Annotated in this window: 14 protein-coding genes; 9 read left to right on the top strand and 5 right to left on the bottom strand. The window is 69.5% G+C overall.

Translation table 11 applies throughout. The annotated features are described in order from the left end of the window. Positions 1-111 precede the first annotated feature (111 nt). Positions 112-1620 (top strand): catalase, encoded by a 1509-nt coding sequence (locus tag FE811_RS22685; RefSeq protein ID WP_140848865.1) that lies wholly within the window; start codon positions 112-114, stop codon positions 1618-1620. 202 nt (positions 1621-1822) lie between these two features. On the opposite strand, the gene FE811_RS22690 is transcribed toward FE811_RS22685, so the two are convergent. Next, the gene (locus tag FE811_RS22690; RefSeq protein WP_140848867.1) at positions 1823-3025 is read right to left on the bottom strand and encodes an alpha-hydroxy acid oxidase; all 1203 of its coding nucleotides are present in this window, start codon (positions 3023-3025) and stop codon (positions 1823-1825) included. Positions 3026-3028: 3 nt separating this feature from the next. Beyond that, positions 3029-3577 (bottom strand): MarR family winged helix-turn-helix transcriptional regulator, encoded by a 549-nt coding sequence (locus FE811_RS22695; protein WP_231493207.1) that lies wholly within the window; start codon positions 3575-3577, stop codon positions 3029-3031. Positions 3578-3753: 176 nt separating this feature from the next. On the opposite strand from FE811_RS22695, the gene FE811_RS22700 reads away from it, so the two are divergent. The 8 genes from FE811_RS22700 to FE811_RS22735 all read left to right on the top strand — a co-directional run bounded on the left by FE811_RS22700 (position 3754) and on the right by FE811_RS22735 (position 11237). Beyond that, entirely contained in the window at positions 3754-4764 is a 1011-nt protein-coding gene (locus FE811_RS22700; protein ID WP_231486648.1) for an ABC transporter substrate-binding protein, read from the top strand. Between the two features lie 64 nt (positions 4765-4828). Then, a complete protein-coding gene (locus FE811_RS22705; protein ID WP_140848869.1) occupies positions 4829-5890 on the top strand; it encodes an ABC transporter ATP-binding protein in 1062 nt (353 codons plus the stop codon). Then, positions 5887-6738, top strand: a complete 852-nt coding sequence (locus tag FE811_RS22710) for an ABC transporter permease (RefSeq protein ID WP_024843811.1) — start codon at positions 5887-5889, stop codon at positions 6736-6738. Before FE811_RS22705 ends, FE811_RS22710 begins: the two co-directional genes overlap by 4 nt. Before the next feature lie 5 nt (positions 6739-6743). Beyond that, positions 6744-7523: an ABC transporter permease gene (locus tag FE811_RS22715; protein ID WP_036747298.1), complete on the top strand. Its 780-nt coding sequence runs from the start codon at positions 6744-6746 to the stop codon at positions 7521-7523. 11 nt (positions 7524-7534) lie between these two features. Further along, entirely contained in the window at positions 7535-8356 is an 822-nt protein-coding gene (locus FE811_RS22720) for a polysaccharide deacetylase (protein WP_114536341.1), read from the top strand. Further along, a complete protein-coding gene (locus tag FE811_RS22725; RefSeq protein ID WP_140848871.1) occupies positions 8353-9093 on the top strand; it encodes an SDR family NAD(P)-dependent oxidoreductase in 741 nt (246 codons plus the stop codon). The genes FE811_RS22720 and FE811_RS22725 overlap by 4 nt, the downstream gene beginning before the upstream one ends. Positions 9094-9113: 20 nt before the next feature. After that, entirely contained in the window at positions 9114-9848 is a 735-nt protein-coding gene (locus FE811_RS22730) for an SDR family NAD(P)-dependent oxidoreductase (RefSeq protein WP_255469822.1), read from the top strand. Between the two features lie 12 nt (positions 9849-9860). Beyond that, entirely contained in the window at positions 9861-11237 is a 1377-nt protein-coding gene (locus FE811_RS22735; protein ID WP_140848875.1) for an amidase, read from the top strand. A gap of 12 nt (positions 11238-11249) precedes the next feature. Here FE811_RS22735 and FE811_RS22740 read toward each other — a convergent pair whose 3' ends face one another. From FE811_RS22740 to FE811_RS22750, 3 genes are all read right to left on the bottom strand, one after another. Then, the gene (locus tag FE811_RS22740; RefSeq protein WP_140848877.1) at positions 11250-12365 is read right to left on the bottom strand and encodes an ABC transporter permease; all 1116 of its coding nucleotides are present in this window, start codon (positions 12363-12365) and stop codon (positions 11250-11252) included. Beyond that, the gene (locus FE811_RS22745; protein ID WP_036760770.1) at positions 12362-13270 is read right to left on the bottom strand and encodes an ABC transporter ATP-binding protein; all 909 of its coding nucleotides are present in this window, start codon (positions 13268-13270) and stop codon (positions 12362-12364) included. Before FE811_RS22745 ends, FE811_RS22740 begins: the two co-directional genes overlap by 4 nt. Next, a partial coding sequence (locus FE811_RS22750; protein ID WP_140848879.1) for an HlyD family efflux transporter periplasmic adaptor subunit occupies positions 13267-13746 on the bottom strand: 480 nt, incomplete at its 5' end. The genes FE811_RS22745 and FE811_RS22750, both read right to left, overlap by 4 nt.

Genomic DNA, 13746 nt, shown 5'->3' on the forward strand with positions numbered 1-13746 from the left:
TTCCGCGCCAAGCCCCGCTAGGCTGGCAGGCAAGCTGCGGGCGAGCGGTGCCGGTTCGGGTGCCGTCCCTTCCGCGACCCGGCTTTTTCCCAGACCTGTCAGGAGGCACCCATGTCAGATCAAGGCAAACCCGAAAACATCAACGCCGTGCAATCCACCACCGGCGCCGGCGCGCCCGCGCCCAGCGACCGCAATTCGCTGACCATCGGCGCCGACGGCCCCATCCTGCTGCATGACGTGCATTTCCTGGAACAGATGGCGCATTTCAACCGCGAGAAGGTGCCCGAGCGCCAGCCCCATGCCAAGGGCGCCGGCGCCTTCGGCCTGTTCGAGACCACCGAGGACGTCTCGGCCTATACCCGCGCGGCGCTGTTCCAGAAGGGCGCCAAGACCGAGATGCTGGCGCGGTTCTCTACCGTCGCGGGCGAGATGGGCAGCCCCGACACCTGGCGCGACGTGCGCGGCTTCTCGCTGAAATTCTATACCGCCGAGGGCAACTACGACCTGGTGGGGAACAACACGCCGATCTTTTTCGTGCGCGATCCGATGAAGTTTCCCCATTTCATCCGCAGCCAGAAGCGGCTTGCCGATTCCGGCCTGCGCGACAACCACATGCAATGGGACTTCTGGACCAACAATCCCGAAAGCGCGCATCAGGTCACCTATCTGATGGGCGCGCGCGGGCTGCCCCGCACCTGGCGCAACATGAACGGCTATGGCTCGCATACCTATATGTGGGTGAATGCGGCGGGCGAGCGGTTCTGGGTCAAGTACCATTTCCACACCGAACAGGGCATGGCCTTCTTTACCAATGCCGAGGCCGCGGCCATGGCCGGCGCGGATGCCGATTTCCACCGCCGCGACCTTTTCGACGCCATCGCCCGCGGCGATCATCCCAGCTGGATCCTGTCGGTGCAGATCATGCCCTATGAGGACGCCAGGACCTATCGCATCAACCCGTTCGACCTGACCAAGACCTGGTCGCATGCCGATTATCCGCTGGTCCGCGTCGGCCGGATGGTGCTGAACCGCAACCCCGAGAACTTCTTTGCCCAGATCGAGCAGGCGGCCTTCTCGCCCGGCAATACGGTTCCGGGCATCGGCCTGTCGCCCGACAAGATGCTGCTGGGCCGCGCATTCGCCTATAACGACGCGCAAAGGAACCGCATCGGCACCAATTTCCACCAGCTGCCGGTGAACCAGCCCAAGGTGCCGGTGAACAGCTACATGTTCGACGGGCAGATGGCTTATCACCACAGCGGCAGCGCCCCGACCTATGCCCCGAACAGCGTCGGCCGCCCCTGGGCCGATGCGACAGGCCCGGTGCCCGAGGGATGGGAGGCCGACGGCGCCATGGTCCGCAGCGCCTATACGCTGCGCGCTGACGACGACGATTTCACCCAGCCGGGCACCCTTGTGCGCGAGGTCATGGACGATGCGCAGCGTGCCGCCCTGGTCGAGACGGTGGCCGGCAGCCTGCTGGGCGGGGTGCGCGAGCCGGTGCTGAGCCGCGCCTTCGACTATTGGAAAAGCATCGACCCCGAAACCGGCCGGCGCATCGAGCAAAAGGTGCGCGGCGGGGTCGCCACCAAGCCGGCCGAGGGCATGGGCGAGGGCTGATCGCACCGGGCCCGCCCGCGCCGCAACGGCGGGCGGGCCTTGCCGATGCCGGGTGCCCCCGACACCGATCTCCAGCTGCGGTTGCGGGGCGACCGGACCAGGCGGCGGCGTTCAGGCGGGCCAGCGTTCCGGGGTCTTCACGACCCGCCCGACCTGCGGTCCGAAGGGTTGCCGCCGGACAACCACGGGCGGGACCGCCCGGTCAGGACGTCGCCTCTTCATTGCCGGCCCCGCCTGCCAGGCAGTCCGCACCCAGTTCCGCCGGCGAGACGCAGCCGATCCCGGCCATGACCAGGTCGGTTTCCTGCCGCAGGATGGCAAGCGCCTTGCGCGCGCCCGCCTCGGCCCCGGCGGCGGTGCCGTAAAGCGTCGGTCGGCCGGCAAAGACGAAATTCGCGCCCAGGCACAAGGCGATGACCACATCCGAGCCGCGCCGGACGCCGCTGTCCAGGAACAGCGGATAATCCGGGCCGACCGCGCGCCGGATCGCCGGCAGCATGTCCAGTGCCGCGGGCGCCGCGTCCAGCGCCTTGCCGCCGTGGTTCGAGACCAGGATCGCATCCGCGCCAAGCGAGGCCGCGCGGCGGGCATCCTCGGGGTGCAGGATGCCCTTGACCACCAGCGGGCCGGGCCAGAGCGCGCGGCAGGTCTCCAGGTCGCGCCAGCACAGCGTGCCGCTGTCGCCCGGCACGAAGGCCTGGTCGAAGAAGAAGGCCGCCACGTCCGAGGCGCCGGCGCCCTTGGGGGCATAGGGCGCCCAGTTGCCCATCGTCTCCATCCCGCCGCCCAGCAGGAAGCGCAAGAACCATTCGGGGTGCAGCAGCACCTCTTTCGCCAGCCGCGGCCACAGCGCCGGGCCGGGCCGGAAGGGGACCGAGATGCGGTTGCGCAGGTGGCGTTCGCGCTTGGGCGTCACCGGCGTATCGACGGTCAGCACCAGCGCCGGGGTGCCGGCATCGGCGGCGCGGCGGATCTGGTCGCGGGTGATCGCCCGGTCGCGGGCCGGATAAAGCTGGAACCAGCCGTGATCCGGCGCGATGCGGGCGATCTCTTCCAGCGAGGCGCCGGCGGCGCCGGACAGGATGAAGGGAATGTCGGCCTCGCGCGCGGCGCGGGCCAGCATCCGGTCGGCATCGCGGCGAAACAGCTGCGCCGGGCCGGTGGGCGAGATGCCCAGGGGCATCGCGTAGTCGCGGCCCAGGATGCGCGTCGCCAGCGACCGGCGCGAGACGTCGCGCAGATAGCGCGGCACCAGCCGGTGGCGGGCGAATGCCTGCCGGTTGCGGTCCAGCCCCGCCTCGCCATCGACGCCGCCGGCGATGAAATCGAACAGGAAACCCGGCAGGTAGCGCCGCGCCGCCTGTTCGATCTCGTCGATGTTGACGGCGTGGCGGGTGCGGTCCATCCGCTATCCCGCGCTGTTGGTGGCGATCAGGATGCTCAGCATCCGCGCCATGTTCTCGCGGTCCTGCGGCGACAATGCGGCGATCAGCTCGCGCTCCAGCGCGGCATGGGCGGCCATGCTCTCATCGGTCAGGGCGATGCCCTTGCCGGTCAGCTCGACGATGACGCCGCGGCCGTCGCGCTTGTCGGCGCTGCGCTGCACCAGCCCGTCCTTTTCCAGCTTGCGCAGCAGGTTGGAAAGCCCGCCCGAAGAGATGACGATGGCGGCAAGCAGCTCGCTCGGCGTCATGCGATAGGGCGGGCCGCTGACGCGGATCGTGGCCAGGATGGCATAGGTCGGGAACTTCAGGCCGAATCGCGCCAGGTTGCGGTTCACCTTGTCGATGATGACCTCTTGCAGGTGCAGGACGCGGCCGACCACCGCCTTGCCGCTGCTGTCGATCTGCGGCACCTCGCGTCGCCATTGCCGCATGCCGCGGCCGATCCGGTCGTTTTCCCAGTATCTTATCGGTTCCTCGTCCAAGCTGTGCCCTTGCCGCTGAATGATGCGCATGCCCTTCGTCATTACCCCATCCGCGACGGCATTGGAATTGTATCTTTCAAGTGGCTTTCTGGTATCTTTACTGAAAGACATATGCCAGACTGGCAGAGTCGGTTCCTGTCGAGCGCCTGCGGCGACCGGCCAGAACAACCAGGCGGGGAGGTTTGCTTGTGTTCAGAAAATTCGCATTGACGACGACGGTCGCGGCGGCTGCCGCGCTTGGCCCGATCGCGGCCGCATCCGCGCAGGAGCTGGTCGTCGGCGCCTTCGGCGGCTCTTTCGCCGACAACGTCGAGACCTGCTATGTCCAGCCCTTTACCCAGGCCACCGGGGCCTCGGTGCTGCTGAAGCCGGCCAGTTCGGCGCAGCACGCGGCCTCGGTCAGGGCGACCGCCGGGCAGTCGGACATGGACGTGGTCTTTGCCGACGACGCCTTCGCGGTGCAGATGGCGAACGAAGGGCTGCTGGTGCCGCTGGACCGCGCGACGCTGGCGAATGCACCCGACATCATCGAGGGCGCCTGGGGCAAGGGCGACGCCTATGTCGCCGCCATGCTGGGCGCGACGACCATCGTCTACAACAAGGACACCGTGGCCACGCCGCCGAGTTCGTGGAACGACCTGTTCGATCCGAAATACGAAGGCCGGATCACCATCGGCGACGTCTCGGCCACCGCGGGCTGGCAATTCCTGGCCGCGCTGAACCAGATGGAGGGCGGCACGCTGCAAGACCCGGGCCCCGGCCTGGCCAAGATCAAGCCGCTGGCGCAATCGGCGGTGCTCTTGCACACCCAGGCCGACCAGGTGGTCTCGCTGTTCGAGCGGGGCGAGATCGACATCGCGGTCTGGTATCCCGACCGCGCCGGCGTGGCGATCAAGGGCGGGCTGCCGCTGGCCGTCGCCTATCCGCAGGAAGGCGCGGTGGGCATCCGCCCGACCATCTCGATCCCCAAGGGTGCCCAGCAGCAGGAGCTGGCGCTGAAATTCATCGACACCGTGCTGTCGGTCGAGGCGCAGAAATGCTTCTCGGAAGCGCAGGTGATCGGCCCGGTCAACAGCAAGGTGGTGCTGTCGGACGACCTGGCGACCATCCTGCCCAGTGCCGAGCAGGCCGGGCAGATGCTGTTCCTGGACCCGGCCGAGATGGCGGTGGTCATGCCCGACTGGACCCGCCGCTGGCAGCGCGAAGTGCTGCGCTGAGCCGATCCCGGCGGGTTTCCTGCCGGGACCGATCGCAACCCACCCAAAGCCCCGACGAGGTGAGATGAGCAACCTTTCCCTGCGCAACATCGTCAAGCGCTATGGCAAGACGGAAGTGGTCAGGAACGCCTCGTTCCAGATCGCCGAGGGCGAGTTCGTCTCGCTCCTCGGGCCTTCGGGCTGCGGCAAGACCACGATCCTGCGCATGGTCGCCGGCTTGCTGGAACCGACCGAGGGGCAGATTATGATCGGCGAGCGCGACGTGACGCGCCTGCCGCCCAACAGGCGCAACATCGGGCTGGTGTTCCAGTCCTATGCGCTGTTTCCNCATATGACGGTTTTCGAGAACGTCGCCTTCGGCCTGCGCCGCAAGGGCGAATCCGGCAAGCCGCTGGAAGAGCGGGTGAATGCCGCGCTGGAGATGGTCCGGCTGGGCGGCTATGGCGCGCGTTTCCCGCGCCAGCTTTCCGGCGGCCAGCAGCAGCGCGTCTCGATGGCCCGCGCCATCGCGCCCCGACCCAGCATCCTGCTGTTCGACGAGCCGCTGTCCAACCTCGACGCCAAGCTGCGCGACGAGATGCAGATCGAGCTGAAGCGGCTGCAGCAGGAACTGCGCATCACCACGCTGTTCGTCACCCATGACCAGGCCGAGGCGCTGAGCCTGTCGGATCGCGTCGGCGTCATGCATGGCGGCGTGATCCAGCAGTTGGACAGGCCCGAGGAGATCTATCACCGGCCGGCGAACGCCTTCGTCGCCAGCTTCATCGGCAAGCCGAACCGGCTGCAAGGCCGCATCGAGGCCGGCACCGTCGCGCTTGGCGCCGGTCTGGCGCTGCGCCCCGAGCGGCTGGACCTGCCCGAGGGCAGCGAGGCCGAGGTCTTTCTGCGGCAAGAGGCGATCCGCGTCCTGCGCACGCCCGAGCCCGGCGCGCTGGCGGGCACCGTGGCGCTGCGTGCCTTTTCAGGGCCGCAGGTGCAGCTGGTGGTGCGGCTGGCCCATGGCGCCGAGATCGTGGTCGAGGTGCCCTCGGCCGAGGATACCGCCAATCTCGCGCCGGGCGAGCCGGTGCATCTGGCGATCCGGCCGCGCGACATCATCGTGCTGCCGCAGGGGGCCGCGTCATGACCGGCCAGCGCAGTGCATGGCTGCTGATCGCGCCGCTTCTGCTGGTGCTGCTTTTGTCCTTCGTGGTGCCGCTGGTGCTGCTGCTGCCGACCAGCTTCCAGGAATACCAGCCGGGGCAGGGCATGGTCGCGGGCAGCTTCACCTGGGAAAACTACCTGCGCATCGCCACCGACGGCTATTACCGCGAGGTGGTGCTGCGCACGCTGGCGCTGGGGCTGGGCGTCACCGTGCTGTGCCTGCTGACCGGCTATCCGGTCGCCTATCTGATCGTGCGCGGCCATCCGCGCTGGCGGCTGCCGCTGACGCTTCTGGTGATCTTTCCGCTGATGCTGAACCTGGTGGTGCGCTCCTTCGGCTGGATCGTGCTGCTGACCAATCGCGGCGTGGTCAACAACCTGCTGATCGACCTGGGCCTGATCGAGCGGCCGCTGAAGCTGATGTTCAACATGACCGGCCTGCTGATCGGGCTGACCCATATCTACCTGCCCTTCATGGTGCTGATGCTGGTCGCCGCGCTGCAGAACGTGCCCCGCGACGTCGAGGCGGCGGCCGCGACGCTGGGCTCCAGCCGGACGCATGTGTTCTGGTCCGTCACCCTGCCGCTGACGGCGCCGGGCATCATCGGCGGCTCGATCCTGGTCTTCGTGCTGACCATCTCGGCGCTGGTCACGCCAAGGATGCTGGGCGGGCCGACCTATCAGGTGATGGCGACGCTGATCTATGACGAATACATGCAGCTTCTGGACTGGCCCAGCGGCTCGGCGCTGTCCTTTGCGCTGGCGGCCTCGACGCTGGTCATCATCTGGCTCTCCAGCCGCATGACCAGAAGATGGGCGGGCATGGCATGAGCGACATGAAACCCACCCTGCCCATTTCCATCGTCGCGCTGCTGGTCGTGGCCTTCCTGCAGGTGCCGGTCTTGGTGGTCGTGCTGACCTCGTTCAGCGAGACCTCCTACCTGACCATCCCGCCGCAGGGCTGGACGCTGAAATGGTTCGCCGAGGTGCTGAGCGATCCGGTCTATATCCGGGCGATCCGCAACAGCCTGATCCTGGCGGTCAGCTCGACGCTTCTGTCGCTGGTCCTGGGCGTCGCGGCGGCCTATGCGCTGTTTCGCAAGGCCATCCCCGGATCCGAGGCGATCACCGCACTGCTGATGGCGCCGCTGATCGTGCCCTCGGTGGTGATCGGGGTGGCGATGCTGCAATATGTGACGCTGGTCGGCCTGCGCGGCAGCTTCCTGGTGCTGATCGTCGCCCATGTCGTCATCACCGTGCCCTATATCCTGCGCTCGGCGCTGGCCAGCCTCTCGGGCCTCGACGTCTCGGTCGAAGAGGCGGCGCGGGTGCTGGGCGCGGACGGCTTCACCGCCTTCCGGCTGGTCACGCTGCCGCTGATCAAGCCCGGCCTGGTCGCCGGGGCGCTGTTCGCCTTCGTCACCTCGATGGAGAACGTGCCGGTCACGATCTTCCTGGCCAGCGCCAGGCAGACCACGCTGCCCATCCTGATCTTCAGCTCGGTCGAGATGGGGGTCAATCCGGGCGTCGCCGCCATCTCGACCCTGCTGATCGTCGCCACCGTGATCGTGCTGCTGCTGGCCGAGCGCTGGACCGGCTTTCACAAATTCGTCTGAAAGGACCAGCCATGCATCTGACCAGCAAGGGCTTTCCGCTGTTTCTGACCTTCGACCTCGATGCCGAGACGATGTGGACGGCGCGCGACCCGGCCTATGCCAGGCGCCCGATCCTGATGTCGCAGGGCGCCTATGGCTGGAAGGTCGGCACCGACCGCGTGCTGGACCTGCTGCGCCGCTACGGCCTGCGCAGTACCTTCTTCATCCCCGGCCTGGTCGTGGACCAGCGCCCGGCGCTGGTCGAGCGCATCCTGCAAGGCGGGCACGAGATCGCCCATCACAGCTATTCGCACCGCTGGATCCTGAACCTCAGCCATGAGGAAGAGCGCGAGGAGATGGAGCGCGGCTTCGAGGCGATCAGGCGCGCCACCGGGCAGGCGCCGCGCGGCTGGCGCTCGCCCGCGGCCGAACTCAGCGACATTTCCATGCAGCTGATGCTGGAACACGGCTTCGACTATTCCTCGAACTTCTTCGACGACGATTCGCCCTATCTGCACGAGGTGGACGGGCAGCGGACCCGGCTGGTCGAACTGCCATTCCGCTGGGTGCTGGATGACGCGCCCTTCTTCCAATATTCCATCGTGCTGCCGGGCCGGACCATGCAGGCGCCCTCGGCCCTGCTTGAGGCGTGGACGCTGGAGCTGGACATGCTGCATGCCGAGCGGCGGATGATGATGGTCGGCATGCATCCGCAGATCATCGGCCAGCCCTCGCGCCTGTGGGTGCTTGAGCAGCTGATCCGGCGCGCGCTGGACAAGGGCGACGTGTGGATGGGCCGCTGCGACGAGATGGTCGCCGACATGCGCCCGCGCCTGGAGGGCGCTGCGGCATGAGCGGGGCGCTGACCGGCCGCCGCATCCTGATCGCCGGCGGCGCGCAGGGCATCGGCCGGGCCACTGTCGCGCGCTTCCTGGCCGAGGGCGCCCGCGTCGCGGTGCTCGACCGCGACGGGGCGGCGCTGGATGGGTTGCAGGTGCCGGCCGCGGTGGCCGACATCACCGACAGCGCCGCGCTTGCGGCGGCGGTGACGCAGCTGGCCGGGGCGCTGGGCGGGCTGGACGGGCTGGTCAATTGCGCGGGCCTGGATCTGGTCGCGGCGCTGGAGCAGATCACCGACGAGGCCTGGGACCGGCTGATCGCCGTGAACCTGACCGGCGCGATGAAGCTGTGCCGGGCTGCGGTGCCGCATCTGCGGCAGGCGGGGGGCGGCACCATCGTCCACCTGTCCTCGGGCGCGGGTCTGGTGCCTTTGCGGCTGCGCAGCGGCTATGCCGCCTCCAAGGCGGGGTTGCAGATGTTCTCGAAATCGCTGGCGCTGGAGCTGGCGGACAGCGGCATCCGCGTGAACGTGGTCTGCCCCGGCGCCGTCGACACGCCGCTGCTGCGCAGTTCGATCGACCCGGCGGGCGATGCCGAGGCGCAGTTGCAGGCGGTGCGCGACCGCTATGCCCTGCGCCGCATCGCCGATCCGGCCGAGATCGCCGCGGCGATCCTGTGGCTGACGAGCGGCGAGTCCTCCTATGTCACCGGCGTTGCCCTGGCGGTCGATGGTGGCCGCACCTTTCATTGAGGCCGGCCATGACGGGATGCATGCGGTTCAGGGACAAGAATGTGCTGGTGACGGGCGGCGCGGCGGGCATCGGCGGCGGCATCGCCCGCCGCATGCTGGCCGAGGGCGCGCGGGTCGGGGTCATGGACCTCGACACCGCGCCGCTCGCCGCCGAGGCGGGCGGGCGGCTGCTGCTGGTCCAGGGCGATTGCACGGACGCCGCCGCCCTGGCCGGCTTCCACGACCGTTTCCTGGCCGAACTCGGCCCGGTGGACGTGCTGGTGAACAACCTGGGCCAAAGCGGCCGCGAGCGCAGCGCGCCCTTTTGCGACTCGCGCGAGGAGGTCTGGCGCTTCGTGCTGGAGATCTCGCTGGTCAGCGCCATGCGCATGGCCCGGCTGGTGGCGCCGGCGATGCGCGAGCGCGGTGCCGGGCGCATCGTCAACATGTCGAGCCTTGCCGCCTTTACCGGCGAGCCGGGGCTGGCCGATTACGCCGCCGCCAAGATGGGGGTGATCGGGCTGACCCGCGGCCTGGCCCGCGAACTGGCGCCGCATGGCGTGACGGTGAACGCGGTGGCGCCCGGCGCCATCCGCACCGCGGCGCATGACCGCGTGCCGGCGCAGGTGATCCAGCAGATCGTCGACAAGACCCCGGTCGGCTTCGTCGGCGCGGTCGAGGACGTGGCCGCCGCCGTCGCCTTCCTGGCCAGCGACGAGGCGCGCTTCATCACCGGCCAGACGGTGCTGGTCGATGGCGGCCATTGGATGATCTGAAAGGAGCCCGCGATGACCGAGATCGCCGACCTGAGCGCCGTTGACCTGGCCAAGGCCATCCGCCGCCGCGCCATCTCGCCCGTCGAGGCGACCGAGGCGGCGCTGGAGCGGATCGAGGCGCGCCGCGACCTCAACGCCTTCGTCACCGTCGCCGCCGATGCGGCGCGGGCCGAGGCGCGGGCGGCCGAGGCGGCGGTGATGCGCGGCGACGAATTGGGGCTGCTGCACGGCGTGCCCTATTCGGTCAAGGATCTGCTGGCCACGGCTGGCGTGCGCACCACCATGGGCTCGCGCCTGTTCGCAGAAAGCGTGCCGGCCGAGGATGCGGTCTCGGTCGCCCGCGCCCGCGCCGCCGGCGGCATCATGATTGGCAAGACCACGACGCCGGAATTCGGCCATGCCCAGACCGCCAGCTCGCCGCTGACCGGGTTGACGCTGAACCCGATCGACCCCGGCGTGACGGCGGGCGCGTCCAGCTCTGGCTCGGCGGTGGCGGTGGCGGCGGGCATGGGCCCCTTCTCCATCGGCACCGATGGCGGCGGCTCGATCCGTATCCCGGCCGCCTGCTGCGGTATCGTCGGCATGAAGCCGACGCTGGGCGTCATCCCGCATCTGGCGCTGCCCGACCTGTTCGCCGCCAATTCCTTTGCCGGGCCGATGGCGCGCACCGTGGCGGATGCGGCGCTGTTCTTTCAGGCCATGGCCGGCCCCGACCCCCGCGACCCCTATGGCCAGGCGGCCGTGCAGCTTTATCCCGACGACGGGCGCGGGCTCAGGGGGCTGCGCATCGGCTGGATCCCCACCGCCGGCGCGCGGGTCGAGCGCGAGACGGCCGAGATCACCCAGGCCGCCCTGCGCCGCATCGAGGCCGAGGGCGCCGTCGTCGAAGAGGCCGACCTGGATTTCCGCAGTTTCGAGCCGGTGTTCCTGACCCTGTTGCGGGTGGGGCTGGCCGCCCGCGCCGCCCCCGCCTTTGCCGGGCGCGAGGATCTGGTCGCCCCCTCGCTGGTCGAGACGGCGCGGCTGGGGCAGGGCTATTCCGCGGTGGATCTGGCCGAGGCCTCGGCGGCGCGGACGCGGCTGTTCCAGATGATGCAGGCGCATTTCGCGCGCTTCGACCTCCTGGTCTCGCCGGTGCTGACCGCGCCGCCGCTGGCCCTGGGTTATGACCCCATGGGCGAGATCGAGATCGACGGCCAGCCCGCCGGCACCATCCGCGGGGCCTGGTATCCGTTCACCTATCCGCAGAACCTGACCGGCCATCCGGCGATCTCGCTGCCCTGGGGGCGGACCCGCGCGGGGCTGCCGGTGGCCTTGCAGCTTTGCGCGCCCTGGTATCACGACCGGATGCTGCTGCGGCTGGCGGATACGGTGATGCGGCTGGCCTGAGGGGCGCGCCGGTCAGTCCAGCGTCCGGCGGAACCGCAGCAGGGCCAGCGTGCCCAGCACCGCCACCATGGCCGCGAGCGCGGCGAATTGCGGCGCGACATCGGCCCAGCCCGCGCCCTTCAGCATGATGCCGCGCACCAGCCGCAGCAGATGCGTCACCGGCAGCACCTCGCCCAGGGCCTGCGTCCAGCCCGGCATGCCGCGGAACGGGAACATGAACCCCGACAGCAGCACCGAGGGCAGGAAGATGAAGATCGCGATCTGCATCGCCTGCATCTGCGTGCGCGCCGCGGTCGAGATCAGATAGCCCAGCAGCACCAGCGCCAGCACGAACACCATCACCCCCGCCAGCAGCAGCCCCAGCGAACCCGCGAAAGGCACGTCGAAGATCGCCCAGGCCGCGCCCAGGATGACGAGGACTTGCACCGCGCCGACGGTCAGGAAGGGGGTGATCTTGCCGATCATGATCTCGGCCGGGGTGGCGGGCATGGCCAGCAGGTTCTCCATGGTGCCGCGCTCGATCTCGCGGGTCAGGGCCATGGCGGTCATCATCACCATGGTCATCTGCAGGATCACCCCCAGAAGGCCGGGGACGATGTTGTATTGCGTGACCGCCTCGGGGTTGTAGCGGCGATGGGCGACGATCTCGGGCGCGGCCCGCGCCGGCCCGGCCGGCAGGTCGCGGCGAAAGGCGCTTTCGGCGATGCCGGGAAGCGCGGCGACGGCGCCGCTGGTCGCCGAGGGGTCCGAGCCGTCCGCCTCGACCAGGATCTGCGGCCGGTCGCCGCGTTCCATCCGCCGGCCGAAATCGGCGGGCACGGTCACGACAAAGGCAACCTCGCCGCGGGTCATCAGCCGCTCGGCCTGGTCGGCGGTGGCAAGGGGGTGGGTGATGCGATAGTAGCCGCTGTTCTCCAGCGCCGCGGCAAAGCTGCGGCCGAACCGATCCTGCACCGGCGCGACCAGGGCCGTGGGCATGTCGCGCGGATCGCTGTTGATCGCATAGCCGAACAGCAGAAGCTGCATGATCGGCACCCCCAGCATCATGGCGAAGGTCACGCGGTCGCGGCGCATCTGGATGAACTCCTTGCGCAGCAGCGCCCGCAGCCGTGTCGGCGAAAAGCTCATCGCATGTTGTCCTGGGACTGTTCCATCAGCCGGATGAACACGTCTTCGAGGCTGGTCTCGACCGGCCGGCCGGCGACGCCCTCGGCCGCCAGCGCCGCCATGAGCCGGTCGCGGTCGGTGCCGGTCACGTGCAGCGCGGTGCCGAAGGGCTCGACCTGCTCGACGCCCGGCGCCCGGCGCAGGCGCTCGGCCAGCTCGCCCGGCCGGGGGGACTGCACGCCCAGCGTGACCAGCCGCGCGCCCGCGATCACCTCGGCCACGGTGCCCGAGACCACCAGCCGGCCATAGGCGATGTAGTTGATGCGGTGGCAACGCTCGGCCTCGTCCATGTAATGGGTCGAGACCAGGACGGTCATGCCCCCCAGCGCGCGGGCGTGGATCTCGTCCCAGAACTGCCGCCGGGCCTTGGGATCGACCCCGGCGGTCGGCTCGTCCAGCAGCAGCAGGCGGGGCTGGTGCATGATGCAGGCCGCCAGCGCCAGCCGCTGCTTCCAGCCGCCCGAGAGGCTGCCGGCCAGCTGGGTCTTGCGCGAGGTCAGGCCCAGATCCTCCAGCGTGTCGCGCACGGCCTGCCGCGGCAGGCCGTAGAGCCCGGCGACGAAGGCCAGGTTCTCTTCGATCGACAGATCCTCGTAGAAGGAAAATTTCTGCGTCATGTAGCCGACCTGCCGGCGGATCGCGCGCTGCTGGCGGCGCACGTCCAGGCCCAGCACGCTGCCGCTGCCCGCGTCGGGCGTCAGCAAGCCGCAGATCATGCGGATGCAGGTGGTCTTGCCCGAGCCGTTCGGGCCCAGGAAGCCGGCGATCTCGCCCTCGGCCACCCGCAGCGCGACATCGTCCACCACCGTCCTGCCGCCGAAGGATTTCGTCAGCCCGGTCACGTCGATGGCGGTGGCCTGGGTCATGGCGCCTTCCAGAGCTCGACGATCTGGCCGGGCTTCAGCGGGCTGCCCGGATCGGGGCGGGCCTCGACCAGGTAGACCAGCTTCTGCCGCGCGTCGCGGGCATAAAGGACGGGCGGGGTGAACTCGGCCTCGTCGGCGATGAACGAGACGGTGGCGCCGGCCGGCGCGCAGCCGTCGCAGCCGACCGTCAGCCTCGTTCCCAGCGAAAGCGCGGCCAGATCGGCTTCGGCCACATAGAAGCGCAGCTTGACCGCGCCGTCCGGCAGATAGGCCAGCACCGGCGCCGAGGGGCCGGCGATCTCGCCCGGATGCCGCAGGATGTCGGTGACGATGCCCGGCGCGGGGGCGGTCAGCCGGCGCTGTTGCAGCTGCCATTCCATCGCCTGTCGGTCGGCTTCGGCCTGGGCCAGGGCGGCGCGGGCGGCGGCGATGGCATCGGGGCGGGCGGGCAGGCGGGCGACGGCCAGCCGCGCCTC

Source organism: Paracoccus sp. FO-3 (assembly GCF_006386455.1).
Taxonomy (GTDB): domain Bacteria; phylum Pseudomonadota; class Alphaproteobacteria; order Rhodobacterales; family Rhodobacteraceae; genus Paracoccus; species Paracoccus versutus.

Excerpts from the sequence above, each read along its gene's own strand:
- FE811_RS22685 (WP_140848865.1), top strand. The coding sequence starts at position 112 with ATGTCAGATCAAGGCAAACCCGAAAACATCAACGCCGTGCAATCCACC.
- FE811_RS22690 (WP_140848867.1), bottom strand. The coding sequence starts at position 3,025 with ATGGACCGCACCCGCCACGCCGTCAACATCGACGAGATCGAACAGGCG.
- FE811_RS22695 (WP_231493207.1), bottom strand. The coding sequence starts at position 3,577 with ATGCGCATCATTCAGCGGCAAGGGCACAGCTTGGACGAGGAACCGATA.
- FE811_RS22710 (WP_024843811.1), top strand. The coding sequence starts at position 5,887 with ATGACCGGCCAGCGCAGTGCATGGCTGCTGATCGCGCCGCTTCTGCTG.
- FE811_RS22715 (WP_036747298.1), top strand. The coding sequence starts at position 6,744 with ATGAAACCCACCCTGCCCATTTCCATCGTCGCGCTGCTGGTCGTGGCC.
- FE811_RS22720 (WP_114536341.1), top strand. The coding sequence starts at position 7,535 with ATGCATCTGACCAGCAAGGGCTTTCCGCTGTTTCTGACCTTCGACCTC.
- FE811_RS22725 (WP_140848871.1), top strand. The coding sequence starts at position 8,353 with ATGAGCGGGGCGCTGACCGGCCGCCGCATCCTGATCGCCGGCGGCGCG.
- FE811_RS22730 (WP_255469822.1), top strand. The coding sequence starts at position 9,114 with ATGCGGTTCAGGGACAAGAATGTGCTGGTGACGGGCGGCGCGGCGGGC.
- FE811_RS22735 (WP_140848875.1), top strand. The coding sequence starts at position 9,861 with ATGACCGAGATCGCCGACCTGAGCGCCGTTGACCTGGCCAAGGCCATC.
- FE811_RS22740 (WP_140848877.1), bottom strand. The coding sequence starts at position 12,365 with ATGAGCTTTTCGCCGACACGGCTGCGGGCGCTGCTGCGCAAGGAGTTC.
- FE811_RS22745 (WP_036760770.1), bottom strand. The coding sequence starts at position 13,270 with ATGACCCAGGCCACCGCCATCGACGTGACCGGGCTGACGAAATCCTTC.